The following is a 25534-nucleotide window of genomic DNA, read 5'->3' as shown; positions in this document are numbered from 1 at the left end:
TTATTCTGAAATTGAAGTAAGAACTTTTTTTGAGATTGTCTTAAGTTCTTTTTTAATTAGGTTCTCTGCAAGATCTGGAACAATTTCCCAAATAATCTTCTCTAGGTTTTGTTCGCAATATTCTTTTGCATATTTTTCAATGATAGGTGCGACGTCAGCTCTTAATGAAGCTTTTAAGTCTTCCATATCAATACTTGGTGCCTGCTTTGATGCACCTTTATTAACAAGAGCTGTTGTTGTGCGCTCAAAAGAGAAATTATCATTCATTTCACTAGCATTAGAAACATCAATTTCGTGCTCATCTTCTTCTGGTGATGAAAATGCTTGAGAAACTTCTTCATCAACATCCCAAAGATTCTCATCTGCGATCTCTTGTGGGAAGTCATCTGATTCATCTGTAGCATCTTCTTCAGCAGAAAGTTCTTCACTAGTATATTGAGATCGTGGCTCCTCAATAATAGGCTCTTCTTGAGGAAAGTCATCATCAAGCTCGTCATCAAGACTTCCAAAATAATTACTAACATCTAAAACTGTCGAAGCCGCCTCTTGATTTATATCTGGTGCTTCATTCTCAGAACTAATTTCTTGCCCTTCAATAACAGGAGGCAGAGAATCAAAATCACCTGTTACATCGCTACCTTTTAAATTTGTTGGATCAAAGCCCCAACCGTCTAACTCAGAGCTTAAATCTGAAGGATCGATCGTTTCTTCATTTTCTAGAGAATCAATATCTTGCTTATCATCGAGGTGAAACTCACCTGTCTGATCTTCTTCTTCAAATTCACCTTGAGTCGTATCGACACCCCAACCAGAGAAGTTATCATCCTCAGAGTCTTCCTGAGGAAACTCTTCGCTATCTTCAATTGGCTGTTCATCAGAAACACCATTTTCAATTAAGTCATTACATAAATTGATAAACTTTTCAGTTTCGAAAGGCTTTACAACTTTATCTGAATATCCGCTACTACGTAGCTTCTCTTCATCAATGATATCAAATGTCCCTAGCATTGCGAGAATAGGAGTTTGTGAAAACCTCTCTCGAACTTTTCGACCAAGGCCATAACCGTCATCAGCAAGACCAAAGTCTAATAAAATCAAATCAAAGTCTTCACTTTGGTTGAAAATATCCTCTTCATCCAATACAGGAGTAAGCTCAAAGTCTTGGCTTGCAAATGTAATTTTGATTACTTTTTGAATCGTCTGACTATCGTCAGCAACTAATACCTTTCTACTCATATAAAACCTCAATATATTGTTACGCAAAAAATCCAGCTAAGCAAGTATTGAGTTTTACTAGGATTATTTAATTATATTATAAAATTGAGAAAATAATGGCCGACTGATTGTCTAAATTACCTTTTCGATTAGCAAAATTAAAAAGGCCGTCGATTTGAGTCACTTCATCAGGGCCCAATTCTTGAACAACACGTTTTATATCATTTAATGAAAGGCTTCCATAAACCCCATCCGATAGAAGAATTACTTTATCATGTGGCATTACATTTACTTCCCATATTTTTGGAGAAATCTCTTCATAGAGCCCCAATGCAACAAGAGGAAATGTACTTTTATGATGAGTATTATCTGAAGTTGATATTTGAGTTGGTGAATCTGGTGCGCTGATTTGTGATAAAGCACCGTCTCGATATAAAAGTGCAACGCAATTGCCACATGAAACAACAGATAGAATATTTTCCGATAACATTGTTAATGCAACCGAAACACCACCTTTATCCTTCATCTCTTTCTTCTTATTAATGGCCATTAAGTTTTTATGAGCAATCATCATGGCATTCACTAATGCATTAGTCTCTAAAACATATTGAGGTGAATAAAAATAAGGCATCGTTGCATTTGGATCACCTGATAACTTTGTAAAATAGTTTTCAATCGATTTAGTCACTGATTCGAGGTTTAAATCAGAAATCCCACTTCCACCAAAGCCATCAAAAACACCAAATATTTTCTGCTTTAAATTAATATAGGTACTATCTTCATTTAGATTTAAATATGGCCCTTGATGTGTGCGAGCAAAAAAGCTTTCAAGTTCTCTCATAAGTTTTTTAACCTTTTAGAGGCTTTGATATAATACTCATTATCTACAGGTGAGATTTGTTGAACTTCCTGAAACTTCTCTCTAGCCTCTTCAAAAGCACCTAGTGATTCAGAGACAAGACCCTGTCGATAAACTTTGCGGGCACGTTCAGTAAGTATCTCATTAATATCATCAAGCTCATTTTGAGCATCAATCTCATTTGGGTTGTATTGCAGAACTTCTTTAAAAACTTCATAAGAAGCTTTTAAGTCCTCAGCTTCTTTTAAGGATCTTGCTTTACCCAATAAAGGTCCAGTAATATTTTTCAAATTTTGTCGTGATTTCTTTAACATATCGACTGCCTTCTTCATTAAATCTTCGTCGATATTTTTTTCACTTATAAACAATTCAAGTGCATTCACAGCTTTAAACCACTCTTCTTGTAAGAATAATTTCTCACCTGGCCTTAATGCGTCGACCATTCTTTGTCTTTCTGCCTTCTTTTGGGCCTCTTCTAATTCTTTTCGATTCTTCTCTTTTACATATGCATTTATTTCTAACTCTAAATTTGCAACATCATAATTATCTGGATCAAGCTCCTTAATTTGCTGAAAGAGTCCTCTTGCTAAAGTGACGTTCTTTTCTTTTACAGCTGCTTGAGCTTTTTCTAACAATTTATCAACTTTGGCCTTTATAAGTTGTCTTTTTTCTTCGGCCCTTCTTTCTTGCTCAGCTTTTTCAAGCTCTGCATATTTATCTTTTGCTAACTGATAGAAAGTCTGCGCCTGCTTATAGTCTTTTGTGATTAAGAAAAGTTTTTCAAATTCTGTAATTGCTCGTACAACATTTCCTTCGTTAGCGTAGCGAGTGGCAAGTTGGTATAAAGCTTCTGCTTTTTCTTGTTGTTCTTTAGTTAGTCTCTTATCGACAGATGTAACAACTGCTTTCTTTTTTTGCTCTTGAGCTTGCTTATCCTTAGCACTCTTTTTCTGTTGAGGCTCACTATCAGGAAATAAAAACATATAAACCCCTAACAATACGACAGTATAAATTAGAACTTTTTTACGTTTTTCCGGATCTTTTAGTATTTTTTTGATGATTGATTTTTCTTCGGTATCATCAGGCATATCAGATAATTCAAGATCACCTAAATCGTCATCATCTGAAACTTCTACAACTTCCTCGATTTCGATTTCCTGATTATCTTCAACTGGCATCAGCATATCCTGCTGACTTTTAATGAAGTCACTTGCAATTTTTACAGTGAACGTCGTTGAACCAATAATAAATTCATCACCATTGGTGATTTCTTTTTGATTTATCCTCTTTCCATTAAGAATTGTACCGTTAGCAGATTGTAAATCTTCAAGAACACAAGTAATTCTATTCTTACGTATAACTGCGTGTACTGATGAAACCTCAGGGTCACTTAAGACAATTTGACATTTATTTGGGTCTCTTCCAATAAATGTTTCAGCTTGGTCGAGATTAAAGTGATCGTAAGGAACATCCTCACCAAATAACTCTAATATAAAATTTGCAAACCCACTAAATACTTGTGTCTTATCACCAGCATCATCATCTAGTGTGTCGATATCGTAATTTTGATCACCATACTCATCATTATATTCTTCTGAATAACCATCATCCTGAAAGTCACCAAATCCTTCTTCTTGATTTCCATCCATCTGAAAATCGTCAGAAGGTGCATCACTTTCAAAAGAGTCATTAAAGTCATCTTGAACTTGTTCCTGAAAGTCTTCTTGAACTGGCCCTTCATCGTTTAAGTCAAACTCTTGCGTTTGGGCATCATCCTCAATTTCTCCATTTTCAGGGTTATCCATAACAGAAGTTTCATCTTCTTCTTCCACAATTGGAATATCCACTTCGTCATCAAGTTCTGCTGGAGTGTCATTTACGTCTTGATGATCGTGCGACTCTGCAACATCATTTACAACATTGGCCTCTAATTCTGTGAAAGTTATTCGATAATCATTACAAACAATAAAATAATTACTCTTAACTTCAACTTCAGAGTCAAACATAGGAGTGTTATTTAGCAATATCGTATCGTAATCTGATAGTTTTTTAATAGTCCAAGAAACACCATTATAATTCAAGCTGGCCAATTGACGGGAAACTTGTGGATCTTCAAGTTTTACCTGAGCATCATCAGATCTTCCGATTAAAAAAGACGCACTTTGGCCTAAGATTACTTGGTCAGTAAACTCGTATTTATTTAAAATTGTTCCATTTTTAGAAACAGTAATTATCACTCTTTTTCATCCCAAGTTTTTCGGCCATATCTTCAACGTTCTTTTTGGCCTCAATAAAACGCTCATCTGTTTTATATTCAATTAATAATTTATAAATTGCACAATATGTCCCTAGGGCCCTTGAATATTTAAGTGAATCTTTGTTCTTAGTTGCTTGATCAAACATATCTTTAATCTTTTCATCAAGTCTTTGTTTAGCAATATTCAAGTGGTATGCAGCTTCACCATCATTTGGATCCAAGGTTAAGGCAAGATTAAACTCTTGCATGGCCCTAAAATAGTTTCCTTCTCGCGCCTCACGTCTTCCACGATGGATATAAGCTTCTACTTTTTCTTTAACCTCTAAGTCTTCTTTATATTGAATCCCTGTGTTTTTATTACTCGACTCAATTACGGTACTTCCTGTTTTATTTGATTTAGCTTTCTTTACCTGTTCAGTATCTCCATCCATAAAGAAAAAGATCAACATAATTGCAGCTAGGCCATATATAAGCTTTTTTCTTTTTGCTTCTTTACTATCAACTTTCTTCTTTTTTGGCTTAGTCTTTTTTACCTCTTCCTCTTCTTCCTCGTCTTCTTCATCCTCATCTTCGAACTCAACTAATGCTTTTTCTTCTTTAACCTCTAGGAAGGAGTATTTAAATACAGTTGAACCAATAATAATTTTATCGCCAGACTTTAACTTATGTTGAGTAACCTTAAGATCATTTACCATAACCCCGTTCTGTGACTTTAAATCAGTTAACGTGTATTCATTATTAACTCGAGTCAATTCAACATGCTCACGTGAAGCCTGTGTATCTAGTACTTGGACATCATTTGAACTCAGACGGCCAAGCACAACGCGCTTACCATTAAGGTAATAACAAATTCCCTTATTCTTTCCTGTCATGCAGATAATACGGTGGTATTTCCCAGCACTTTCAGGAGCAGATAAATTTTTTGTCATCCTTATAGCAGCGACCATTCTTTATTAATCCTCTTTAATTAGTGTAACATAGAACGCTTTTGCATAATTATCTCGTCCTATCAAACTCGTTACATAAATATTATAGTAGTGCCCTGATAGCTCATATTCACCTTTTTGAGATGTTCCACCATTATCTGCAGATGCATCACAAAGCTCTATAATTGTAGCTGCAAAGCCTTTTTCTCTGGCAACATCCAATAGACTCATCCCTTCTGATGAGCTTCCTCGAATCGCTGTAATATCTTCTGCCAGCGTATTTATATGTGCCAAGTTTTTTTGCGAATCTAATACAATAACAGCGCCATGTGCTCCTTGCATAAATTCATATAAATTTGCGACATAAGTCTCATCACTCTCTAGTTCATCAAAGCTCATGTCATCATCAGTTTTTTGTAGTTCTCTAATTCGTTGTATCATTGAATTAATTGAAGATCGTAATGGATCAATCTCTTCCCATAAATAACTACTTTCGATACTCTTTCTCGTACCACGTAGAGCCTCTTCAATTTGAAATCTCATTTCATCAAAATGACGAATCGTCATATAGTAAACAATTGCAAAAAATACTATTGAAGCTATAAATGATGTAATTAGTGCTTCAAGATATGCCACTCGGCTTTTTGATGCTTCATCAGCAATTGATGATGGTTTAAATCGAATCGCAATAACACCAACGACATCAAGCATACCGGTTTTAACGTTTGTCGCTTTGATTTTCTGACCAATTCCAATTTCACCATTTGCAAGTCTTCTTACGATTGGTAGGTCACCATCATTCTTCTTTGTTCTCTCGGCCCATTCTCTAACCTGCACAGAGAATGAGTCATCGATGTACATATTAAGTTTTGTTAAAGGCCTAACGATTCGTCCATCAATATCAAAAAGGTCATAAGAGACAACACCGTTATTACCTTGCTCCATAAACTTCGTATCAACACGATCCAGGTCTTTTCTGGCCAAAGCTCCACGATTTAATCTTTTGATTTCATCGGCATAATGAGCACCACGCTTTGCAACCTCCATTAGAAGTAGACTTTGTGATGTTTTCATTACTGGGAAAATTGTTAAGGTAACCGTAACAAGAACAAAAAGAGCCAGTAAAATACCTGTGAGTACACGCCATTCATATTCTTCATTAATTCCATGAACAACAGGCATTAAACGATATTTAAATAACCAAATAACCTTTCCAAAAATATTTTCAGGCATTTCACCACCTGAAATATATGTTGGTTCATCATCTTCTTCGTGTGTTTCTACACGCTTTTTAATTATCTTTTTCTTTTCTTTAACATAGACAACTTGAAGGATTGAATCTGGAAGAGCGATCTTATCCCCATTTTTTACAGTTGCTCGCTTAATTGCCTTCCCATTGATGAAAGTACCATTTGAACTTCCCAAGTCTTTAACAAAGGCAACATCTTGAGTTACTGTTACTGATAGGTGCTTTTTAGAGACCCCATTAACAGGGAAGTGTACATCACACTCTTCACTTCTTCCTAGAGTGTTTTCACCTTCTTCTAACTTATATTCTGTACCACGTAGCTTTCCTGCTACTACAACTAACTTGTACATATATCTAAATGATCCCCTTCTTTTACCTCTAATGGAAGTTGTCCATTGGCCAGTTCAAGAACTCTACTTGCCTTAAAAACAATTTGTGTATGTCTCCAAGGTTTTAAACCTCTATATATTTTTATAATTTCATTTTTTCGATTAAAGAAAACAACATCAATTTTATAATTCATGAAGCAGGTATGGATTGCGTTTGTTCCGTAGAAAACCATTCCATCAAATCCATCCATACGATCTGAGAACATTAATCCTTTTAATTTTTTAAAGAATGAATCTGCAACGATTGCATTGTTACAAATTTGATACTGGCCACAGGTAATCTTCATTAATTACCTCCAACAAGATCTACGATTAAAGGAGCAAAGATCATTAAAAGAACAGAAGGAACAATAAATGCCATCATTGGAAATAGAATTTTTGTTGCTGCAGTAGCACCTTCTTTTTCAATTTGTGCTGATTTCTTTTGTCTAATCTCAACGGATAGTGCTTTAAGGATAGGTCCGATTGATGCACCAACAGAATCAGCAGCAATCAAAGTAGCACAAAATGAAGATATTTGAATGAGGTCTACACGCCAGGCCATATTCCTTAGGGCCTCTGCTCGACTCGCACCAATTTTAGTTTCCTTTAAAAATATTTCAAACTCTTGTGTTAATGGGCCCGGCTTTGCTTTATCTACAACTTTCGTCATGGCAGCGACGAAATCAAGTCCTGCTTCAACTGACAGGGCCAACATATCAACGGAAAAAGGCATCCCTGAAATAATGTCTTTTTGTCTTTGATCAATCTTTCCCTTGATCCAGATATCTGGATATACAAAACCAACTGCTGCAACAACCGGAATTAACGAAAGCTGCCAATCAGCATCCATAAACTCTCTAACGCCTAGAAATACAATTGGGAATCCTATAATTAGGAAAAGCTTAAATGCATAAAAATCTTCAGTTGTAAGAACTTCAGTTAAACCAGCACTTGCTAGCTTTCTACGATATTTTTCTTTTATCTTCTTTTTGTTCTTCATTGAAGAAACAATGGGAGAAATGTAGCGTTTAAAAAATGGCCTTGAATATTGTAGAACAATACCGTGTTTTTTAAATTCATCCTGTTTCTTCGAATCACCTTCTTCAAGCTTTTGTGCCGCCTGGAAAGAGTCATTATCTTGAAACATCATTTGGGTAACAATGTAGACAGCAATCCCAATGAGAATGATAGAAGACCACATAAGAAGTTGTGAACTCTTAAACAGTTCAGCACCTTGAAGATAATCACACGCATTACGCTCACCATTTTGACAGGCTTGTTGTATTATCTTTTTCCCTTCTTTAGGGTAATTGATTCCATCTTGTTTAAAGTTTTTTCCAGTAAAGTTTTGATAAAGAAGACCTAATTCAAAACAACTTGCTTGCGCGCCTTTATCACAAGACTCTTTAAGAAGAGCAGCAAAGTCTCGTTGCGAGTAATCACTATATGTTTGGGCACTGACATCAAAAGATGTAAATGTCGTAACCACATAGAAAATAAGTAAAGTTATGAGACCTTTAGTCATAACATAAGAATATCAAAAATAATTGATTTCAAGCAGTTAGAGGCAATTATGGCCAGTTGAGTTAAGCCGAGAAAAACTATGCCTGACTAACCTGCTCAACGAGATTATGATTCTCCGCTGTTCCTACCTGACCTGCGACATCAGGAATATAAATAGGAGAATAATTTGAAAGATACTTCTTCTTAAGTTCAAGAATTCGTTCATATCGACTCGAAACTTCCTGCGGAGTAAATTCCCCACTATTAACGGCATCCTTCACATACTCATATGCACTACGACAAGCTTCAAATGAACGATATTCAATAAGATCAGCCCCGGCCTTAAGTGCTTTTAGAGCAGCTTCACCAAGAGAGAGATCTTCAGAAATGGCCTTCATTTCCATATCATCGGTAATGATCACTTTTTTGAATTTAAGTTCTTCTCTAATAAGCTCATAGGCCTTAGGAGAAAATGTACATATATTTTCCTGATCAATTGAATCAACTTTAAGGTGCGCCATCATTACCATGTCAACTCTTGCTTTTACCGCTTTTACAAATGGTATAAATTCTTGCTCTCTTAATTGATCCAGTGATTTATTAACTATAGGAAGTTTAAAATGCGAATCCTCTAGAGTATCACCATGTCCTGGGAAGTGTTTTGCACAAGACATAATTCCAGAAGTCTGCTGTCCCCTAATCATTGCAGAAATATACTTACTAACATCATCAGCATTCTTACCAAATGCACGATCACCAATGACACTATTTTTAGGATTTGTAAAAATATCACAAACAGGCCCTAAATTGAGGTTAACACCACAACTTAATAATTCATTAGACATTAATTGAGAGATTTCAAAACAAAGCTTTGGAGACTCTTTCTTAGTAACATCTAACATAGATGGGATTTTAGTAAATCCATCTTTAAAGCGTTGAACACGACCACCTTCATGATCAGTAGCGATAAAAAGAGGATAGTTATCACGTAGTGATTGAATATTATTAACAAGCTCTGCTAATTGTGCAGGAGATTCATAGTTATGTGAAAAAAGAATAACACCACCGATATTTTCTTTTTGAATAAACTGTTCTTCTTCAGCACTAAGCTGCTTACCTGAAATACCAGTTATAAATAATTGACCTAAATCTTTATTCATGTGCGTTTGCCTTTTTTAGTTCTTAAGCTTTGGATCTAAGTAATCTCTTAGACCATCACTAAATAGGTTTAATGAAATTATTAAACCAGTCATTAGTAAACTTGTAACAATAACAACGTGAGGCGCTTCAAGTAGTACAAGTTTGGCCATTGCCAAAATTGCTCCCCAAGAATACTCGCTAGCACCCAAGCCTAGAAAACCTAAACTTGCTTCACTTATTATAACCCCACTTATCCCTAAGACAAAGTGTATCGAAATTACAGGTATAATACTTGGTAAAATTGACTTATAAAATAAACGAAATTCACCTACACCAATTGCACGTGCACTTTCTACATAACCTAAATTAAGAACTCTCATCGTTTCACCACGGGCGATTCGCGCATAGCCTGGCCACGACGTAAATATTAAACATAGCACTAATCCCGAGAAAGATTGTCCAGAAAAAGACATAACTAGGATTGCTAGCAGAATACTTGGAAAAATGAAAATTAAGTTAGTTAACATATCCATTATTTCAGAAATAAACTTTATTCTAATTGCAGAAAGATAACCAATTACAATTCCAATAACGCAAGAGCTGATACTAATCAGTAAAGAGATACCAACTGTATATATCAGGCCAACACTTAATACTTTAAATAAGCTTCGACCATTAATATCAGTACCTAAAATATAGTCATGACTAAAAGGAGAAAATAACTCGTGTGAGATAATACTTTCAGGAATATAACTTCCACCATGAGTCATTAACCAACCAAAGGCCCAAAGAATATATAAAGATAAAATTGCACCACCAACTATCATTTCTTTATTAATTCTTCTTGTATGCTTTTTAGAACTCATTATGCAATCCTCGGATCAAGCTTTTCATTCACATAATCAACCATTACGTATACAAGCATATAAATTACAGTTGAATAAGCAATGACTCCTTGGACAAGCGGATAATCGCGATTATTTATTGCTTCAAATAGTAATGAGCCAAGTCCTGGAATATCAAAAATTGTTTCCGTGATTACTGTTCCCGCTAAAACGACTGACAACTGGATTGCTACAACATTTAAAATTGTTGGCATACATATCTTTATTAAGCGATAAATCACGGCCCTACTTGAAAGACCTTTTGCGTTTAATACTAGAACCCATAATTGAGACTCTTCTTCGAGATACTTATTTCGCATTACTCTTACAATAACTGATGATAGTGGAAGAACGAGTGTTACAACAGGAATTACCATATGTTTGTAAGACAACCACTGTGATACGGGAAAGATTCCAAGCCAAATTGAGAATACTAATACCAACATTGGTGCTAAAGAAAATATAGGAAATGAAAGTAAAGTTAGAGTTAAAACTCTTATTGAGGTATCTGGAAGTTTTGATTTTTTCACAGCTGCAACAACACCTACAATTACTCCAATAGGTGTCGCTAGAATAATTGATATTAGGGCAAGAACAAGTGTTGGGGATAAGTGTTCTTGGATTAAATTAACAACAGGCTTTTTCTTAACATAAGACTTACCCAAATCGAAAGTAAGAATTCCTTCAGCGAAGTCTACATATTGTGCAGGAATACTTTTATCTAAACCAAAGTCAGCTCTTACCTTTTGGACTTCTTCGACTTTAGCCTCAGGACCCAAAAGTCTTTCGACAGGATCACCCGGTGTTAATCTAAGTGCAAAAAAGATTGTTGTAATGGCAAAAAATAATGTCAGTAATGACTTTAAAAATAATTTCATTCAATAATCTCTTTTGTTAATCCCTGCGCTGCCCAGTAATGGCCTACAAGGTTTAGATTCTTATTCAAGGTATAAACAATTGATTGTCCTCCCACCGAAAGAAGGAATCGATAATTGCCTTTCTTATCAAAACTATCAAAAGTTAAAACAGCTTTAGAAACAATTTCTTTAGGCATATTGATATATTGTTCTTGAAAGTATGGGTAGCTTTCCCAAAGGACATGAAAAGACATATCACCATTTCTTTTCTCAATTGCTTTGCTTATAAAGCCAGAGATCTTCGCACATTCAATTAAGTTTGAATAAAAGCATAGAGCTTTTATATCATCTGTAAATTTATATCTCTTTTGACCAAGCCACTTATATTCTGGAGAATTTAAATTATAAACAATCTCTCTTCTTCTCCAGTCCACCTTACCTCTAACAGTATAAGTATCCTTATTTAAATAATATGTTGATTCGTATTCAAAAGGTGCCAAGAACTCAACCTTGGGCATGATTTCTCTTTTCTTAGAAATTGTTATAGTTTTTTCAAATGCATTATTCTCATTATGCATTGATACAACTTCAATTTTTTTGATAAAACTATTGTTTTTTCCAAAGCCTGTCCTAGTCTTAACTAGATACTCACCACTTACTTCGACTTGTTTAAAACGAATCTCAGCAGGTTTAAGTTCAACGCTTTTTTCTGAGCTCATAAGTGAGCAAGACGTAATAAAGAATAAGTTTATAAGGACTAGAAGTCGTAACATGGACTACTCCTGAGACTGTTGATTTATATACTTATTAAATTCCTCATCAAGTGAAGTTAAAATAATAGACTTATCATCTAACTCATCTAGGTAATTCTTTAAGTCCTCACCTGCTTCAAAGTGAACACCAATTTTTTTCATAGGAATATTATCGAGTCTAAAATTCACATAGTCGATATCATAAACCTTTTGAATATTTTTAATATCAAATGACTTTTTCTCTAATACTAAAGTACCAATAGAGAATCGCTTATTTTCGTAGTTTTTAAAATCTTGCAATGACATTACAAATGAAGCACCAGAATTTGAGACATCAACCAATTTTGCTCCCCTAAACTCTGGGAAGTCATCTAAACTACTTGAGAAGTCTTTAATAAAAGATTCTTCTTTATTCTTTGCCTTATTGAAGTGAAGGATATTATCTGGCCCTTCGTTTTGAACCTCTTCATCGATGACATCAAAGTATAAATATGAGGAAGTCATATAAGAAACATTAAATCTCATATCTTCTCTTCTCTCGCTTCGGTAAACCTTACCTTTTAAAGTAATTCGATCAGAGTCTATCTCTCCTTTGAAGAAATAGCTCATTTGTCGAAGCGTAAAGGTCGCCATCACTTCACCCTGAATATGGACGCCTTCTTCAACGGTAAGAATATTACCATCAATACCATTAATTAGAACAGAAGAGACCTGTTGTGAATTGGTCCAGATTTTCAGTTTATTTTTTGTGGCAACAAGCTCTCTGATTTTTAAATTAATATCAGAGAGCTCTAATTCAATGAATAGTTTTTCAGAATTCAAAATATAACCTATGCCTAATTAAGAAAGAGTCGCAACTTGCTTAAGCAGGTCAATTGACTCAAGAGCCTTACCACATCCACGAACTACACATGTAAGAGGATCTTCAGCAAGAGCAACAGGTAGTCCTGTTCTTTCTTTAATAAGTACATCTAGGTTAGCAAGAAGTGATCCACCACCAGCTAGGATGATTCCGTTATCAACGATATCAGCTGCAAGCTCAGGAGGTGTTTTCTCTAATGAAGTTTTAATTGCTTCAACAACTTCAGCAATAGGATCAGAAAGTGCATCTCTAATCTCATCCGAAGTTACCTCAATAATTTTCGGAGCTCCAGCGACAAGGTCACGCCCCTTAACTTCATATGTTCTTACTTCATCATCAAAAGGATATGCATTACCAATCGACATTTTGATTTGCTCTGCAGTTCTTTCACCAATTAATAATGAATACTTTTTCTTAATGTATGAAGCAATTGCCTCATCAAATTTATCACCTGCTACTCTTTCTGATTGTGAATAAACAATCCCACCTAAAGAGATAACGGCAACTTCAGTAGTACCACCACCGATATCAACAATCATATTCCCTGATGGTTCAGTAATTGGAAGTCCTGCACCAATTGCTGCAGCCATCGGCTCTTCAATAAGATAAACTTCTCTTGCACCAGCCTGCTCAGCTGATTCCTTTACTGCGCGTTTTTCAACTTGAGTAATACCAAATGGAATACAAATGATAATTCTAGGTTTTACTAACTTAGAACCTGATAGTGATTTTTGGATGAAATACTTAAGCATGGCACCTGTTACTTCAAAGTCAGCAATAACACCGTCTCTCATTGGACGGATCGCTTGAATTGAACCAGGTGTACGACCAAGCATTTGCTTTGCTTCTGCACCGACAGCAAGAACTTTTGATCCAGTTCCCTTATATCCTTGGTGAACAGCAACAACTGAAGGTTCATTAACAATGATCCCTCTATCTTTTGCGTAAACTAGAATGTTTGCAGTCCCTAAATCAATTGCTAAATCGTTTGAGAAGAAATTAAAAAATTGCTTTAACATTTCATATTCCTTTATAAAATTTTACCAATGATAATGTCTGATATTCTCACCGCGCTCAGCAATGTCTGCCATAGCTTCAATCCCTAATTCAATGTGAATATCTGTATACTTTCTGAAGACTGATTTAGCAGACTTCTTCGTTTTAATACCATCTTTAGTCATTGGACAATCGGAGATTAAAAGTAGTGCTCCAATATTTACCTTACTAACAAAACAAGAAACAAAAAGTGCCGCTGTTTCCATTTCAACTGCTAAAACTCTTTGCTCGATTAATCGTTCTTTGAAGCGATCATCAAACTCCCAAAAACGGTAATCTGTAGAGTGGATCGTTCCAGTACGGTAATCGTGTCCATGTTCTAATAATATTTGAGAAACAAATTTTTGTACTTTAAATGTTGGAAGGGCAGGAACTTCCCTAGGAAGAAAGTGCTCAGTAACACCTTCTGCTCGAATCGAGGCAATAGGTAGAACAAAGTCACCAACTTTAAGTGATGGGTGCACTGAACCAGCTAATCCTAAAAACAGAACGGCCTTCGGTTGAATTACTGAAATTAATTCACCAATTAATGCGGCCATTGCAGCACCAACACCAAACTCAATAATTGTTACTTTGGCTTTCTTTGAACTCGATGCCTTAAATGCAGAACCCTGCGTATAAATATGATCATCTAATAGTGCATTAAATCTTTCTACATAGTAGTGAAAGTTCGTAAGAATAATCTGTTGCTGAAAATCACCAAAATCATGGCCCGTATAACGCTCGAGCATATCAATTGCAATCTTACGCTTGTCTTCATTCCAATGAATTCTTCTGGCACGAAGAGCAGCCTTCTTCATCTCTAGGTTTGCACCTAAATCTGTAGTATCCCTTTTTGACTTTATTGATAGTTCATCTACAAATGCAGACGATAAACTAGGCTTACTACTCTTAGTAGAAGTTTTCTTACGTGAAGTTTTTTTCTTTACAACTTTTTTCTTAGTTGCTTTTTTAGCGGCTTTTTTGCCAACTTTTTTCTTAGAAGTAGCAGTCGCCTTCTTCTTTGAAGCTGTTTTTTTCTTTGCAGCGCACATTCCATTACACCTTTTAATAGCAATCCATTTGCTTATATTATGTAAAATGTACCATTTAGGTCGTTTTATTGACAACTAATAAAAACATTTAGGGACAAAGCTCCCCTTCAAATCAGTGAAAATGGTACTTAGTACTTGTCAAAATCATTATTTTTAACTAGTATAACTGAACTATTTTCTAACACTACGCAAAAGGAAAAATTATGGGTGCAGGTAGAAAGAAGACTATTGCAAAGATGAGTAAGAAAAGAGCTCAACTTAAGAAAAAAGCTAGAATCTTACGTAGAATCAACGCTGCTAAAGCAAAGAAGTAATATAACTGACGCCCAAGGCGTCAGTTTCCTACTTCTTAATTATTCCCCAATCGATTTTTCAGTAGTGAAGTTCACTTTATTTAGCCTTCCTCTATAAAGGCTCATTAAACTCATTTCTTTCATCCAAACATCATCTTGTAGACGCCAAGACCCAGTAATACCAGCAACTTTTTGTGCATTCATAACTGTAGACTCTAATTCGTCTCGACTATTAAATTCACCTAAAGATAGAATATTTGCCGCTAGAGACATACTTTCAAAACCGAGAATTTCAACAACTCCTGGCCTTTGGTCATAACGTCTTTGAAAGCTTGAAACAAAAGCTGAATCTGTTTTTGGTACCTCAGAGTCAACAAATAGTAACTTTCCAAGTTTAGAAGCTTCACGAGAGATACGACGAGAACGCCAATTCGGACCACCAACAAGAGTTACATTGAAAGCATCATAGTAATTAAATGACGGTATCAACTGAAGAGCATCGTTAGGTGCTGCAGGTAAAAGAACCCAGTCAAAGTCAACAATTGGCCCAAGTGTTTGGACACGTCTAATTGTTGTATTCCCCTCAAGCTTATGTACTTCTTTTAGAAGATCATATTCTTCCTGTCTCTCACGAGTAAAGTATAGGCCTAAGATCTTTGCTACAGTGGAGCGATGATCTGTTTGATTGTGATCAAAAGATTGAATACTTACAATTTCAGCTCCTGACTTCTCGGCCATCTTCCACGCTGAATCAACATATGCATAGCCACTTTCTGTATTAGGATAAATAATAGAAACTTTATTTCCATACTTTGATAAATATTTTTCAGAAAAAAGAAGGGAAACTTGAGACTCAACAGAGCCTGGTACCTCTATTAAGAGATGATTCTTTTCATCTTTATTCGTATAGATTTGAGATAATGAAATAAAGAATGCCCCATACTTTCTTGCAGCTTCATACTCTGCTCTTGCTTCATCTTTTAAAAGGCCACCAATAACAATTGAAGAGTTTTCACGCTCAATCATCTCTCTAACTTTCTCTTTACCTACGATTGCACTACCCATGCTATCAAAAATCTTAATTTGTATTGGTTGAAAGTTAGGTTTATTGCTATTTCTTTCGTTATACTTTCTTACTGCGTGATCAATTCCAGCTAATGCCCTTTTACCAAATTTACTCTTATCACCTGTTAAAGGAAGGACTACACCTATTGATTGCATATTGATCTTGCTATACTTCTTTAACATTTCAAATCGAGTTGAAACTAGAGCTAAGATCTCAGGGAACATTCCAAAGTTAGACTGCATCCAACTTCCTACTTCTTGCGCCTTAGTTTTATTTCCTTCATTGATAAGTTGCTCAACTTCTAAATATGATAAATATGCACAAACAAACTCTTTGCCTTCTTTAAAGTCTTGAACAATCTTCACTCTTTGCGATTGATCAACAATAAAGTATTGAGTAACTAATTGTGGATAGAACTTATTATTCTTTAAGTCTTCAACTGTCGTCGCACCTGCATTAAGCCATAAAAGAGAATCTAATGCGACAGTTTGAAAGTCTAGTTCCTTAGAGACGCGATATCTTAACTTATGAAAGTTTTCGAGATCTCGATTTAAAAGATAACGAGAGTCAGTACCATCAAGTGTTTTGAATGTATTCTCAAGATCATCTAATTTATAATAACTACTCGCTAGGTTAAGTCTAATCTGAGCACTTAACTCTCCATCTTCTTGAGAACTATTAAGGGCCAAATTGAATTGAAAAATAGCTTGTTCAAAGTTGCCGTTTGAATAATTAATGACACCAATTAAGTTATTCTTTGTTGCAAGTTCTGCAGGCTTCAATTTTGCATCTTGGATATTATTTAACTGTTGAAGAGCGACATCTTTTTGCCCTTCCACAAAACTCTTTTTTGCTACATCAAACTTAGCGAGAAATTGTTTTGTATATAAGTGAGAAGTGTCGCGATTAATCATTTGGATTCCGCTACAACTCACAAGAAATGTAATTACAATTAGTGAAATGTATTTAAACATAATAGACCTTTTTTAATTTATTCAGTGTCTATTTTATTGGAAATAGGGATAGATGAAAACAGGAGAAATAAAAAGATAAAAACAATAATGGGAGACTAAAACACTCAGTCTCCCATTCATATAATAAATTAACTAAACAATTCTTTAACTTTATCAATGAAACCATGGCTCATTGGATGACATTGCTTTCCTTCTAGCTTAGCAATTTGTTCCAGAAGCTCTTTATGTTCCTTTGATAACTTTGTTGGTGTTTCAACATGAACAGTTAAAATTGCATCACCTGTACCATAACCACCAAGCTTTTGAATCCCTTTGCCTTTAAGTCTCATCTTCTTACCTGATTGAGTACCAGCAGGCAGGTCAACAACAACCTTTCCATCAAGTGTTGGAACTTCTACTTCAGCACCAAGAGCAGCCTGTGAAAAGCTAATTGGTACAGTATAGTGAACGTTAAAACCATCGCGCTTGAAGATTTCATGCTCTTTTACATCTACAACAATGTAAAGATCACCATTTGGGCCACCCTGAGCACCAGCATCTCCTTCACCAGATAGTTTTAATCTCTGTCCATGATCAATACCTGCAGGAATTGTTACTTCAAGTTCAACTTTTTTCTTCTTGCGTCCTTGACCATGACAAGTACCACAAGGATCTTTAATCATTGTTCCTGAACCATGACATTTAGGACAAGTTGAAGCTACAGTGAAAAAACCTTGCTGACGTCTTACTTCACCAGCTCCATGACACATATCACAACTAGTTGGTTCTGAGCCTTCTTTTGCACCAGAGCCTTTACAAGTTTCACAAGTTGTTTCTTTATTAATTGAAACTGTCTTCTTAGCACCAAATGCCGCTTCTTCAAAAGTTACACCTACGGCCATTTGAAGATCATTACCAGGTACACCCTGACGACGACGTCCGCCACGACGACCTCGGCCTCCGCCCATCATGTCACCAAAAATGTCTCCAAAAATATCACCTAGGTCACCAAAGTCGCCAAATCCACCTTGGAATCCACCACCACCGAATCCACCGGCTTGGCCGTTTACTCCAGCGTGTCCAAACTGATCATATCTTTGGCGCTTACCTTCATCGAGTAGAACTTCTGCTGCCTCTGAAGCTTCCTTGAACTTTGCTTCTGCTTCAGCATTATCGGGATTACGATCGGGATGATATTTCATTGCAAGCTTACGATAAGCTTTCTTAATTTCATTTTTGTCTGCGCTTTTTGAGACACCCAGAATATCGTAATAATCTCTTTTATCACTCATAACTTTTTCTCTTTATTACGAAAAAGGGAGCACACTGCTCCCTTCCTCAATTTTATCTTTTAATTAAACTTCTTTGAAGTCAGCATCGACAACATCGTCATCTTGCTTATCATTTCCAGCATTAGCTCCAGCATCTGCACCGGCTTCTGGACCAGCTTGCTGTGCACCTGCATCAGCACCTGGTTGTTGGTACATTTGTTGAGCTACTGCATGAGAAGCATTCGTTAGAGCTTCTTGAGCTGCTTTTAACTCATCAAGGTTTTCTGATTGAAGTTTTCCTTTCGCTTCATTAATCGCAGCTTCTAGCTTTGATTTATCGTCGTCAGAAATTTTACCTTCACCGTCCTTAATCATTTTTTCACAGCTTAAAATAAGAGCATCTAAACTATTTCTTGTATCAACAAGTTCACGAGCTTTCTTATCCGCTTCCTTGTTTGCTTCTGCTTCAGCTACCATTCTTTCAACTTCTTCATCTGAAAGACCTGAACCAGCAGTAATCTTAATCTCCTGAGATTTACCAGTTGCTTTATCAACAGCTGAAACATTTACGATACCGTTAGCATCGATGTCAAAAGTAACTTCAATTTGTGGTACACCTCTTGGAGCTGGTGCAATTCCACTTAGATCGAAACGTCCTAGAGACTTATTATCTTTAGCAAATTCACGCTCACCTTGGCATACGTGAATTGTAACAGCTGGTTGGTTATCAACAGCAGTTGAGAAAGTTTGAGACTTTTTCGTTGGAATAGTCGTGTTCTTCTCAATAAGAGTTGTCATTACACCACCAAGAGTTTCAATCCCTAGTGTAAGAGGTGTTACGTCTAGAAGAAGTACATCTTTAACGTCACCAGCTAGTACACCACCTTGGATTGCAGCACCTGCAGCTACAACTTCATCTGGGTTAACACCTTTTGAAGCTTCTTTACCAAAGATTTCTTTAACTCTTTCTTGTACCGCTGGAATACGAGTTGAACCACCAACAAGGATTACCTCATCAATTTCATTCTTCTCAAGTCCAGAGTCTTCAAGACAAGTTAAACATGGCTTAGCAAGAGCAGTTAAGTGATCTGCAATTAGTGATTCAAACTTAGCTCTTGAAAGGTTTACATTTAAGTGTTTTGGACCTGAAGCATCTGCAGTAATGAATGGAAGGTTAACATCTGTTGAGTTAACATTCGATAGTTCATGCTTTGCTTTTTCAGCAGCTTCTTTAAGTCTTTGAAGTGCCATTTGGTCTTTTCTTAAGTCAATTCCTTCTTGCTTTTGAAATTCTTCAGCAAGGAAGTTAATGATATTTTCATCAAAGTTCTCACCACCTAAGAAAGTGTCTCCGTTAGTTGCTTTAACTTCGAATACACCATCAGATGTGATTTCAAGAATTGAGATATCAAAAGTACCACCACCAAGGTCAAATACAGCAATATTCTTATCTTGCTTAGAGTCTAATCCATAAGCTAGTGCCGCTGCTGTTGGCTCATTAATAATTCTTTTAACTTCAAGACCTGCAATTTTACCAGCGTCTTTTGTTGCTTGTCTTTGTGAATCGTTAAAGTAAGCAGGAACTGTAATAACTGCTTCTGTAACAGTTTCACCTAAGTAGTCTTCAGCTGCTTTTTTAAGCTTTTGAAGAACTTTTGCTGAAATTTCTTGTGGTGCCATTGCTTTACCGTCAACTTTAACCCAAGCGTCACCATTATCATTTGCGTAAATTTCAAATGGAGCTACATCAGCAAATTGCTTAGCTTCTGGCGTATCAAACTTACGACCGATAAGTCTTTTGATACCGTATAGTGTTTTTGATGGATTTGTTACCGCTTGTCTTTTGGCAACTTGTCCAACAAGAGTTTCACCGTTGTTTGCGAATCCAATTACAGATGGTGTTGTATTATGCCCTTCTGCATTTGGTACAATTTTGTACTTTCCATTCTCAAGAACTGATACACATGAGTTAGTTGTTCCTAAGTCGATTCCAATAATTTTTCCCATTATAATCTCCTTTATATATTAGTTTTTAGCTACTACTACTTTTGCTGCTCTAATCACTCTACCATTTAGTGAGTAACCATTTTGATATGTCTGAATTATTTCTTGATCTTCCTTTCCTTCAGCTGGCATCTGTGCCATAGCTTCATGGAAATGAGGGTCAAATGTTTTTCCATCAGTTTCAATAAGCTCTAATCCATTATTTTTTAGACAATCTAAAAACTGGTTTTTAACCATATCTACACCAGTGAAAATATTTTTAACTTTTTCGTCTTCATCATTTTCAATGGCCTGAAGTGTTCTTTCTAAATTATCAACAACATCAAGAAGGCCTATCATAACTTTTTCAGTTCCAAATTTCATTTGGTCCTGTAGCTGTTTTTCATGGCGTCTTTTTAAGTTTTCCATTTCAGCGGCTACATAATAGAACTTATCTTTAAATTCCATAAGCTCTTTCATCTCTTCAGAGATTTCTTGCTCACCATCTGTAGTTTCTTCCTCAGCAACTTGAGCCTCTTCATTTTCTTTAGCTTCAAGCTCTACTTCTTTTTCATTTTCATCATTAACTTGAGTTTCTGACATCTTTAACTACCTCTTTAAATTTATCTCTAATCATAAGATGGGAGCATATGGCCTAGTGTCAATGGCGAGGATAAATATTTTTTGAGACAAAGACTAAGTGCCTAGAATTACTTGGATATTTTAAAGATTTCATCCATTATTGAATCAAGAATGAGAAAGCCGCGGGACGTTAGAGTAAATTTATTCACTCCAACCATGGCCAATCCGTCCTTCTTTAACTTTTGAACGTATTCGCTAAGATCACCCCAGTACTGATCCTTTATAGGAAAGCCGACACTAGAGCGTAAGTTCATATAGAGCCTCTCTATCTGATACTCATCCTCTGATAGTCTTTCTTCAACAACCTGAGCATCCTTGGTTTTCCACTTGTATCGATATCGAGTATTTTGGATAAGGCCTGTAGCTGATGGACCTAGCGCTGCAACAGATCTCATGCGCCAATAATTTAAGTTATGCTCAGAGGCTTTCGAGCGCTTTGCAAAGTTTGAAACTTCATAGTGTTCAAAGCCATTGATAGAAAGGAATTGAGCAACTTTTGTATATTCATCACTTATCCACTCATCATCTGGTAGATCTTGAAAATATTTATAATGCTTAGGAACTGTTAATATATACAGGCTAATATGACTTGGATTATACGTTAAGATTTCAGTTAACTCTGAAATGATATCGCGATTGTATTTTTTTGAAAAAGGCAGACCTATCATAAAGTCGACAGAGAAATTATACTGACCTTCTTTAAAAAACGTTAGAGTATTATGCACATCATCCACGTTATGGACTCTGTCGATTATCTTTAAAAAATTCGAATCAAGAGACTGAATTCCTAAAGAGTAGCGATTAACTCCAATATTTCGCCAAGCTTCAAGCCCATCCTTAGTCCATGCTCCAGGGTTTACCTCAAGGGTAAATTCATTTTTTTCACAGAAAGAAATATTATTTTCTTCCATCCATTTACCTAAGAATTTTGCCCCTTCGATTCCCCATAGACTTGGTGTTCCGCCACCAATATAGAGCGTTTCAAGCTTTTTCAAAGTAGCGTTATTGTCTGTTAAAATCTCTTGATGCTTTTTAGACATCTCGGAAAACAAAGACTCAAATTCTTCTAATTGTGCCTCATCTTCCTTTATAGACTTATAAAAGTCACAATAATTGCAAAGATGGCGGCAAAAAGGAAAATGTATATATAGTGACTTTATTTCTTCCATATTAATTTTGTCCTTCACAGACTATAATTAACTGATACCTAAATATAAAAGGCTATGTAAATGAAATATGAAATAGAAAGACTAAAAAATGGTTTAGAAGTAATTTTTGTCGATGTTCCAGGTAATACTAGTGCATCAGTTCAAATTTGGTTCAGGGCCGGATCAACTTTAGAAGATAAGAGTAATTTTGGAATTGCTCACTTTTTAGAACACATGTTTTTCAAAGGTACTAAGAAGAGACCTGGAGCTAAAATTGCTCACGATGTAGAATCATATGGTGGAGAAATAAATGCATTCACTTCATTTGATTACACTTGTTACTATATAAACTCACCAATAGCCTACTTTAATAATTCAATCGATATTGTAATGGATATGGTTTCCAACCCTATGTTTAAAGAAGAGGACCTAATACCGGAAAGAGAAGTCGTCTTTGAAGAATATCGAAGAAGTCAGGACAATCCAGGACAATTTTCTTTTCAAAGAATTCAAGAAATGTCTTTTAAGGGGGGGTATGCTCATCCTATTTTAGGAAATGAGAATACGATTAAGAACTTCACTAGAGAACAATTAACAGAGTTTAGAAATAGCCACTATAATAACGCCAATGCTTTTTTAGTTGTTGCCGGTGATTTGAGCGAAAAAGAAAAGTACAAAAAAACGATTGAGTCTTATCACCTACCAGAAGGTTCTTTTTCTGAGCGTCCTTCTTTTAGCTTGCAAAAGAAATCAACAATTGAAATTCATAAAAAAGATGTCAGAATGTGCCAGCTAACAATGGCCATCGAATGCCCTCCAATGAAATCAAATGGAGCCGCTGCTGAAGATCTTGCCTACAATGCTTTAGGCTACGGAGAAACATCTCCACTATATAAGAACCTCGTTCTACGAAACACTCTTGCTAATAACTGTACTTCATCTTCTATGTTCTTTGCTGATGGTGGTATACACTTTTTGAGAATAAACTTTCCAAAAGAAAATTATCAAAAAGTTATGTCAGAATTAGAAAAAACAATTTCAGAAGTTTCAACAGTCGGCCTAAAAGAAAGTGATATTAAAAAAATTAAGAATCAATATGTCGCTGCTAAAATTTATGAAAAAGAATCTCTTGAGTCATATGCGTTCTCTCTAGGAAGTAGTTATGCTGGAGCAAAAGACCTAGATGTTGAACAAGAATTTATCGATAAGATCAGAAAGATTAGCTTAAAAGAAGTTAATAAGAAATATTCTGAAATTTTTGGGCGATCAATACATTTAAGCCTACAGCTTCCAAATGACTTAAAGCCACAGGAATTTAAACCTAGACTTACTGAATTTAAAAAGAAACTTGCTCAGATCAAGAAGACAGGAAAAGATAATACAATTAAATCTACAAAGTCTAAATATGATCCAGCAACTCAAGTCATTGAAGTTAAGCCAGGAATTAAACTTTTATATCGTTATAACTCTATTACGCCTACGTTTGTAATGCATGCATACCTAAAAGGTGGGCTAGTTGATGAAACAGTGAAGACAAATGGTCTCTACAGCTTAATGAGTTCGCAATTAACAAAAGGCTATAAAGGCCTATCGTATGAAAAGCTCAAGCTAGACCTTGATAGTCGCTCAACAATGTTCAATAGCTTCTCTGGAAAGAATGCCTACGGAATAACAATGCATGGTCAGATCGAACACTTTTCTGATTTATCGAAGCATTTTTTCAAATCACTTATAACTCCATCTTTTCAATCAAAGAGCTTAAATCATGAGAAGAAGCTAATCCTAAGAACGATTGAGGCCAATAAAGCAGATCCAACAAGGCAATGCTTTACCGAAGCAACTAATATATTATTTAAAGGACATCCTTATTCTCTTTCAACAATTGGAAATGAGAAATCAATAAGATCCATAAAAAAAGATGACCTCATAAAAAAGCATGAAAAAAATCTAAAATCAAAAGAGATGCTTATCACATTCTGTGGAGACTTAAGTGTTGAAGAGGTTTTAGAAAAGGTTGAATTCTATTTTTCTGACTTAAAACCGAGAAAAGAAAAGAAAAAAGAAATTAAAAAAATTGAAAAAATAAAAACTCTTAATAAGCATATCGATTTCGACCGCGAACAAACACAGATATTGATCGCAACACAAACAAAAAAGCTAACGGCAAAAGAAAATGTAGTTTTCAAAATGCTAACAACTCACCTTTCCGGACAATCTTCAGAGCTTTTTGTCGATGTTAGAGATAGAAAAGGTCTATGCTATGTTGCTCAACCAATTCACATGAATGCACTTGAAGCTGGTTACTGGGGAATTTACATGGCAAGTGGACATGACAAGACATTGGAAGCAATTGATGCCATAAATTCGATCTTGGCCAAAATTCAAAGAGAGGGACTATCAAAGTCCAACTTCAATAGAATAAAGAAAATGATTGAGGGTCAAAATCAACTTAATCTTCAAGTTAACGATGACTATGCTAACGTATATTCAGTACCTACTTTACATGGACTTGGATCTGATTATTTTTATAAAGCAAATAAAGAAATCAGTGATTTTAAACACGAGGACTTTCAAAGAATTGTAAAAAAAGTTCTAAGTCAGAACTGGATTACAATTACAGTTGGTAAACCATTAGATAAAGAAATGTCTCCTAAGATACGTCTTTAGCGAAGAGCAAAAACTGCTCTTCGTTTAAATTACAATCACTTTGTAAAAGGCTCATCATATTTGTTAATTCATGAAATTGCTTTGAAAAGTGTTGGAAGAAACCTTTATAATCGTAGAATGATTCTTGATAATTATCGAGCTTTCGATAAGCTGTTCGTCCAATCTCACAATAATAATTGATATCGATGATCTTCTCATTTATTGAATTAGAGAAATATCCACATAAAAACAAAGCTGTATCACCAATATCTCTAAGCTCTCTTCTTTTTTCTGACTCAGAAAGGCCTTCGCTTTTTAACAACTTAATTCCCAAAGTCTTTTCTCGTACCCTGCCATCCTCTTGTTTTTCAAAATACTGATTAGATAAACTAAAACGATCCATAACAAGTGATGAATAATAAATAGATAAATCTGGTAAGGGTTCTTGTCGCTTCTGATTTATTCGATGCAGCTCATCAAAGAAGTAAGCTTGAAGCGAGGCCTCTAGGCAAATACTTGAGTTACTCTTCTTCATATTCTCCTCCATCTTCTTAATTATATCGCAAC

General features: G+C 35.5%; 21 protein-coding genes. 1 reads left to right on the top strand and 20 read right to left on the bottom strand.

Translation table 11 applies throughout. The features are described 5' to 3' along the window. The 19 genes from VCM44_RS02215 to VCM44_RS02125 all read right to left on the bottom strand — a co-directional run bounded on the left by VCM44_RS02215 (window position 1) and on the right by VCM44_RS02125 (window position 22342). Window positions 1-1236 (bottom strand): response regulator, encoded by a 1236-nt coding sequence (locus VCM44_RS02215; RefSeq protein WP_334677883.1) that lies wholly within the window; start codon window positions 1234-1236, stop codon window positions 1-3. A 76-nt stretch (window positions 1237-1312) separates the two neighbouring features. Further along, window positions 1313-2056: a PP2C family protein-serine/threonine phosphatase gene (locus tag VCM44_RS02210; protein ID WP_114705822.1), complete on the bottom strand. Its 744-nt coding sequence runs from the start codon at window positions 2054-2056 to the stop codon at window positions 1313-1315. Beyond that, complete coding sequence (locus VCM44_RS02205) at window positions 2053-4311, bottom strand: FHA domain-containing protein (RefSeq protein ID WP_334677882.1); 2259 nt, start codon at window positions 4309-4311, stop codon at window positions 2053-2055. Before VCM44_RS02205 ends, VCM44_RS02210 begins: the two co-directional genes overlap by 4 nt. Next, complete coding sequence (locus VCM44_RS02200; protein ID WP_158536775.1) at window positions 4292-5260, bottom strand: FHA domain-containing protein; 969 nt, start codon at window positions 5258-5260, stop codon at window positions 4292-4294. The genes VCM44_RS02205 and VCM44_RS02200 overlap by 20 nt, the downstream gene beginning before the upstream one ends. 24 nt (window positions 5261-5284) lie before the next feature. Next, window positions 5285-6856, bottom strand: a complete 1572-nt coding sequence (locus tag VCM44_RS02195; RefSeq protein WP_114705825.1) for an FHA domain-containing protein — start codon at window positions 6854-6856, stop codon at window positions 5285-5287. After that, window positions 6844-7182: a DUF192 domain-containing protein gene (locus VCM44_RS02190; protein ID WP_114705826.1), complete on the bottom strand. Its 339-nt coding sequence runs from the start codon at window positions 7180-7182 to the stop codon at window positions 6844-6846. The genes VCM44_RS02195 and VCM44_RS02190 overlap by 13 nt, the downstream gene beginning before the upstream one ends. Continuing rightward, complete coding sequence (locus VCM44_RS02185) at window positions 7182-8402, bottom strand: type II secretion system F family protein (protein WP_114705827.1); 1221 nt, start codon at window positions 8400-8402, stop codon at window positions 7182-7184. Before VCM44_RS02185 ends, VCM44_RS02190 begins: the two co-directional genes overlap by 1 nt. Before the next feature lie 76 nt (window positions 8403-8478). After that, window positions 8479-9540 carry a beta-N-acetylhexosaminidase gene (nagZ, locus tag VCM44_RS02180; protein ID WP_334677881.1) on the bottom strand — a complete coding sequence of 354 codons (1062 nt, stop codon included), beginning with the start codon at window positions 9538-9540 and terminating at the stop codon, window positions 8479-8481. Between the two features lie 15 nt (window positions 9541-9555). Further along, complete coding sequence (locus VCM44_RS02175) at window positions 9556-10386, bottom strand: ABC transporter permease (protein ID WP_334677880.1); 831 nt, start codon at window positions 10384-10386, stop codon at window positions 9556-9558. After that, on the bottom strand, window positions 10386-11282 hold the full coding sequence (locus VCM44_RS02170; RefSeq protein ID WP_114705830.1) for an ABC transporter permease: 897 nt from the start codon (window positions 11280-11282) through the stop codon (window positions 10386-10388). The genes VCM44_RS02175 and VCM44_RS02170 overlap by 1 nt, the downstream gene beginning before the upstream one ends. Beyond that, on the bottom strand, window positions 11279-12034 hold the full coding sequence (locus tag VCM44_RS02165) for a hypothetical protein (RefSeq protein WP_114705831.1): 756 nt from the start codon (window positions 12032-12034) through the stop codon (window positions 11279-11281). Before VCM44_RS02165 ends, VCM44_RS02170 begins: the two co-directional genes overlap by 4 nt. A gap of 3 nt (window positions 12035-12037) precedes the next feature. Beyond that, the gene (locus VCM44_RS02160) at window positions 12038-12835 is read right to left on the bottom strand and encodes a hypothetical protein (protein ID WP_114705832.1); all 798 of its coding nucleotides are present in this window, start codon (window positions 12833-12835) and stop codon (window positions 12038-12040) included. Window positions 12836-12853: 18 nt separating this feature from the next. Next, the gene (locus VCM44_RS02155; RefSeq protein WP_021266421.1) at window positions 12854-13894 is read right to left on the bottom strand and encodes a rod shape-determining protein; all 1041 of its coding nucleotides are present in this window, start codon (window positions 13892-13894) and stop codon (window positions 12854-12856) included. Window positions 13895-13915: 21 nt separating this feature from the next. Further along, window positions 13916-14965: an AMP nucleosidase gene (locus VCM44_RS02150; protein WP_114705833.1), complete on the bottom strand. Its 1050-nt coding sequence runs from the start codon at window positions 14963-14965 to the stop codon at window positions 13916-13918. A 353-nt stretch (window positions 14966-15318) separates the two neighbouring features. After that, window positions 15319-17298 carry a penicillin-binding protein activator gene (locus VCM44_RS02145; RefSeq protein ID WP_114705834.1) on the bottom strand — a complete coding sequence of 660 codons (1980 nt, stop codon included), beginning with the start codon at window positions 17296-17298 and terminating at the stop codon, window positions 15319-15321. A gap of 128 nt (window positions 17299-17426) precedes the next feature. Continuing rightward, complete coding sequence (gene dnaJ, locus VCM44_RS02140) at window positions 17427-18569, bottom strand: molecular chaperone DnaJ (RefSeq protein WP_114705835.1); 1143 nt, start codon at window positions 18567-18569, stop codon at window positions 17427-17429. A gap of 63 nt (window positions 18570-18632) precedes the next feature. Next, entirely contained in the window at window positions 18633-20555 is a 1923-nt protein-coding gene (gene dnaK / locus VCM44_RS02135) for a molecular chaperone DnaK (RefSeq protein WP_114705836.1), read from the bottom strand. Between the two features lie 18 nt (window positions 20556-20573). Next, complete coding sequence (gene grpE, locus VCM44_RS02130; protein ID WP_114705837.1) at window positions 20574-21134, bottom strand: nucleotide exchange factor GrpE; 561 nt, start codon at window positions 21132-21134, stop codon at window positions 20574-20576. Window positions 21135-21241: 107 nt separating this feature from the next. Continuing rightward, entirely contained in the window at window positions 21242-22342 is a 1101-nt protein-coding gene (locus VCM44_RS02125; RefSeq protein WP_334677879.1) for a coproporphyrinogen-III oxidase family protein, read from the bottom strand. A 60-nt stretch (window positions 22343-22402) separates the two neighbouring features. On the opposite strand from VCM44_RS02125, the gene VCM44_RS02120 reads away from it, so the two are divergent. Next, entirely contained in the window at window positions 22403-24988 is a 2586-nt protein-coding gene (locus VCM44_RS02120) for a M16 family metallopeptidase (protein ID WP_334677878.1), read from the top strand. On the opposite strand, the gene VCM44_RS02115 is transcribed toward VCM44_RS02120, so the two are convergent. Next, window positions 24972-25502, bottom strand: coding sequence for a hypothetical protein (locus VCM44_RS02115; protein ID WP_120405570.1), 531 nt, complete (start codon window positions 25500-25502; stop codon window positions 24972-24974). The genes VCM44_RS02120 and VCM44_RS02115 overlap by 17 nt on opposite strands. Window positions 25503-25534: the final 32 nt, after the last annotated feature.

Source organism: Halobacteriovorax sp. DPLXC-1 (genome assembly GCF_036903125.1).
In the GTDB taxonomy this organism is placed as follows: domain Bacteria; phylum Bdellovibrionota; class Bacteriovoracia; order Bacteriovoracales; family Bacteriovoracaceae; genus Halobacteriovorax_A; species Halobacteriovorax_A vibrionivorans.
The sequence above is the reverse complement of the archived record's forward strand: the minus strand, read 5'-3'. Positions and strand labels throughout refer to the sequence as shown.

Coding starts and splice junctions, on each gene's coding strand:
- VCM44_RS02190 (WP_114705826.1), bottom strand. CDS start 7,182: ATGAAGATTACCTGTGGCCAGTATCAAATTTGTAACAATGCAATCGTT.
- VCM44_RS02200 (WP_158536775.1), bottom strand. CDS start 5,260: ATGACAAAAAATTTATCTGCTCCTGAAAGTGCTGGGAAATACCACCGT.
- VCM44_RS02125 (WP_334677879.1), bottom strand. CDS start 22,342: ATGGAAGAAATAAAGTCACTATATATACATTTTCCTTTTTGCCGCCAT.
- VCM44_RS02210 (WP_114705822.1), bottom strand. CDS start 2,056: ATGAGAGAACTTGAAAGCTTTTTTGCTCGCACACATCAAGGGCCATAT.
- VCM44_RS02145 (WP_114705834.1), bottom strand. CDS start 17,298: ATGTTTAAATACATTTCACTAATTGTAATTACATTTCTTGTGAGTTGT.
- VCM44_RS02165 (WP_114705831.1), bottom strand. CDS start 12,034: ATGTTACGACTTCTAGTCCTTATAAACTTATTCTTTATTACGTCTTGC.
- VCM44_RS02115 (WP_120405570.1), bottom strand. CDS start 25,502: ATGAAGAAGAGTAACTCAAGTATTTGCCTAGAGGCCTCGCTTCAAGCT.
- VCM44_RS02170 (WP_114705830.1), bottom strand. CDS start 11,282: ATGAAATTATTTTTAAAGTCATTACTGACATTATTTTTTGCCATTACA.
- VCM44_RS02185 (WP_114705827.1), bottom strand. CDS start 8,402: ATGACTAAAGGTCTCATAACTTTACTTATTTTCTATGTGGTTACGACA.
- VCM44_RS02155 (WP_021266421.1), bottom strand. CDS start 13,894: ATGTTAAAGCAATTTTTTAATTTCTTCTCAAACGATTTAGCAATTGAT.
- VCM44_RS02195 (WP_114705825.1), bottom strand. CDS start 6,856: ATGTACAAGTTAGTTGTAGTAGCAGGAAAGCTACGTGGTACAGAATAT.
- dnaJ (WP_114705835.1), bottom strand. CDS start 18,569: ATGAGTGATAAAAGAGATTATTACGATATTCTGGGTGTCTCAAAAAGC.
- VCM44_RS02175 (WP_334677880.1), bottom strand. CDS start 10,386: ATGAGTTCTAAAAAGCATACAAGAAGAATTAATAAAGAAATGATAGTT.
- dnaK (WP_114705836.1), bottom strand. CDS start 20,555: ATGGGAAAAATTATTGGAATCGACTTAGGAACAACTAACTCATGTGTA.
- VCM44_RS02120 (WP_334677878.1), top strand. CDS start 22,403: ATGAAATATGAAATAGAAAGACTAAAAAATGGTTTAGAAGTAATTTTT.
- nagZ (WP_334677881.1), bottom strand. CDS start 9,540: ATGAATAAAGATTTAGGTCAATTATTTATAACTGGTATTTCAGGTAAG.
- VCM44_RS02150 (WP_114705833.1), bottom strand. CDS start 14,965: ATGTGCGCTGCAAAGAAAAAAACAGCTTCAAAGAAGAAGGCGACTGCT.
- VCM44_RS02215 (WP_334677883.1), bottom strand. CDS start 1,236: ATGAGTAGAAAGGTATTAGTTGCTGACGATAGTCAGACGATTCAAAAA.
- grpE (WP_114705837.1), bottom strand. CDS start 21,134: ATGTCAGAAACTCAAGTTAATGATGAAAATGAAAAAGAAGTAGAGCTT.